Raw genomic sequence first — 2,684 nt, forward strand, 5'->3', positions numbered from 1 at the left:
CATGTGAAGTGCCCGCAATGCGGCCGCGACGCGCGACGCGAGACCGACACGATGGACACGTTCGTCGATTCGTCCTGGTATTTCGCCCGCTTCACCGCGCCCTGGGCCAATGAGCCGACCGAGCCGAAAGCGGCCGATGAATGGCTGGCGGTCGACCAGTATATCGGCGGCATCGAGCACGCGATCCTGCACCTGCTCTATTCGCGCTTCTTCACCCGCGCCATGCGCGAGACCGGTCACCTCAATCTCGCCGAGCCGTTCAAGGGCCTGTTCACGCAAGGCATGGTGGTGCACGAGACCTACCGTGTCGGCGGCCCGTCCAACAACGGGCGCTGGCTGTCGCCGAGCGAGGTCAGGCTCGAGGATGTCGGCGGCAAGCGCCTCGCCTTTGAGATCGCCACCGGCGAGGAGGCGACGATCGGCGCGCTGGAGAAGATGTCGAAATCGAAGAAGAATACGGTGAGCCCGGAAGAGATCACCGACGGCTACGGCGCCGACACGGCGCGCTGGTTCATGCTGTCGGACTCGCCGCCGGAGCGCGACGTCGAGTGGACAGACGATGGCGCGGCCGGCGCGCACCGTTTCGTGCAGCGCATCTGGCGACTGGTGCAGATCGCCGCCGAATCTCTGCCCGGCGTAAAGCCGGCAGCGGCGAAGGATGGCGATGCGGGCGCCGTGTCCAAGGCCGCGCACAAGATCCTGAGGGCGGTCGGCGAGGACATCGAGAAGCTCGGCTTCAACCGCGCGATCGCCCGCATCTATGAGCTTGCCAATGCGCTGGCGACGCCGCTCAACGACGTCGCCGAAGGCAAGGCCAATGCTGCGCTGAAGGGCGCCTGCCGCGAGGCGGTGGAGATCCTGGTGCACATCATCGCGCCGGTCATGCCGCATCTGGCGGAGGAATGCTGGGAGGCGCTGGGCGGGACCGAGATGGTCGCCGAGCGGCCGTGGCCGGTCTACGATCCGGCGCTGGTCGTCGACAACGAGATCGTGCTGCCGGTGCAGGTCAACGGCAAGAAGCGCGGGGATTTGACAATTGCCCGCGACGCGGATCAAGGTGCCGTCGAAAAAGCGGTGCTGGCTCTCGACTTCGTGCAAAAAGCACTGGAGGGTAAGGCTCCGCGCAAGGTGATCATCGTCCCGCAGAGGATCGTCAATGTCGTTGCCTGATCCGGTGAAGCCACAAGCGATCCGCCTGCGCGGCCGCCTGGCGGTCTGCGGCATGGTCGCCGCGCTTGCGCTGGTCTCGGCCTGCACCGTGCGGCCGCTCTATTCCAACCAGCCGCTGTCGCCCGGATCGCAGCTCAGCGCGTCCGCCGAGCTCGCCTCGATCTCGATCAAGCCGGTCAACACCCGCTATGCGCAGCAGGTGCGCAACAATCTGATCTTCGCTTTCGGGCAGGGCTCGGGCGAGCCGGCCTCGCCGGCCTACACGCTCGATCTCGGCGTCACCGAACTGGTCGAATCGGCGGCCATCGTGCAGGTGCAGACCCAGGAAGACGAGCCGACGGCGGGCACGGTCACGCTGACCGCCACCTATGTGCTCAGGGACACCGCGACCAACACGGTGATTGCCGTCGGCAAGCGCTCGATCCCGTCGTCCTTCGACCGGCCGCGCCAGGAATTCGCGGCCTATCGCGCCCAGATCGATGCCGAGAACCGCGCGGCGCGCGAGTTGGCCGATCTGCTGCGGCTGTCGATCGCGCAGGATCTGGCCAAGCACGGCAAGAAAGCCTAATTCCTCGCCGGGGATTGGCCGAAGCTTCCCCGACTTCGTCATCCCTGGGCGGAGCAGCCAAGAAGCGGCGTCGCGGAGACCCTGGGATCCATTCCGTTACCTCAACGCGAAGGTGCAGCGGAGCAGAATTCTGCGCCGTTGCGACGCTCGTATGTCACGGCATGGATCCTCGGGTCTGCGCCGCGTCGCTTCGCTCCTTGCTTCGCCCGTGGATGACGATCGCGATGGGCGCTCCGGCCAATCGCCAAGGCATGCGACCCACCAAGGTATAGACACTTTGCCAAGAAAAAAGGCCGGTCACCCGGCCTTTTTCTGGTCTGGCGAGATGTCGGTCTCAGCCGATCTTCTGGCCGGTCTTGGCCCAGTCGGCGAGGAAGGCGGCGAGGCCCCTGTCGGTCAGCGGATGATTGACAAGCGCCTTCAGCGTCGCCGGCGGCGCGGTGACGACATCGGCGCCGATCAGCGCCGCCTGCTTGACGTGATTCACCGTGCGCACCGAGGCGGTCAGGATCTCGGTCTTGAAATCGTAATTGTCGTAGATGGTGCGGATCTCGGAAATCAGCTCCATGCCGTCCGAGCCGGTGTCGTCAATGCGGCCGACGAAGGGCGAGATGAACGAAGCGCCGGCCTTGGCGGCGAGCAGCGCCTGGTTGGCCGAGAAGCACAGCGTCACGTTCACCATGCGCTTCATCTCGGTGCGGATGGTCTTGCAGGCCTTCAGCCCGTCCAGCGTCAGCGGCACCTTGATGCAGACATTCGGCGCGATCTTGGCCAGCACCTCGGCCTCGGCCATCATCTGATTGAATTCGGTCGCCACGACCTCGGCCGAGACCGGGCCTTCGACGATGTCGCAGATCTGCTTGGTGACTTCGGCGATCTTGCCGCCCGATTTCAGGATCAGCGACGGGTTGGTGGTGACGCCGTCGAGAAGCCCCAGATCGTGCAG

General features: G+C 65.5%; 3 protein-coding genes. 2 read left to right on the forward strand and 1 reads right to left on the reverse strand.

All coding sequences use genetic code 11. The features are described 5' to 3' along the window. Nucleotides 1-1,170 (forward strand): class I tRNA ligase family protein (locus EOA27_RS31025; RefSeq protein WP_145970646.1); only part of this gene is annotated, 1,170 nt, incomplete at its 5' end. Beyond that, the gene (gene lptE / locus EOA27_RS31030) at nucleotides 1,157-1,738 is read left to right on the forward strand and encodes an LPS assembly lipoprotein LptE (RefSeq protein WP_126080574.1); all 582 of its coding nucleotides are present in this window, start codon (nucleotides 1,157-1,159) and stop codon (nucleotides 1,736-1,738) included. The genes EOA27_RS31025 and lptE, both read left to right, overlap by 14 nt. Nucleotides 1,739-2,072: 334 nt before the next feature. Here lptE and EOA27_RS31035 read toward each other — a convergent pair. Beyond that, nucleotides 2,073-2,684 (reverse strand): transaldolase family protein (locus EOA27_RS31035; protein WP_245491208.1); only part of this gene is annotated, 612 nt, incomplete at its 5' end.

Origin of the sequence: Mesorhizobium sp. M2A.F.Ca.ET.037.01.1.1 (assembly GCF_003998075.1) — a bacterium.
In the GTDB taxonomy this organism is placed as follows: Bacteria; Pseudomonadota; Alphaproteobacteria; order Rhizobiales; family Rhizobiaceae; genus Mesorhizobium.

Excerpts from the sequence above, each read along its gene's own strand:
- lptE (WP_126080574.1), top strand. The coding sequence starts at position 1,157 with ATGTCGTTGCCTGATCCGGTGAAGCCACAAGCGATCCGCCTGCGCGGC.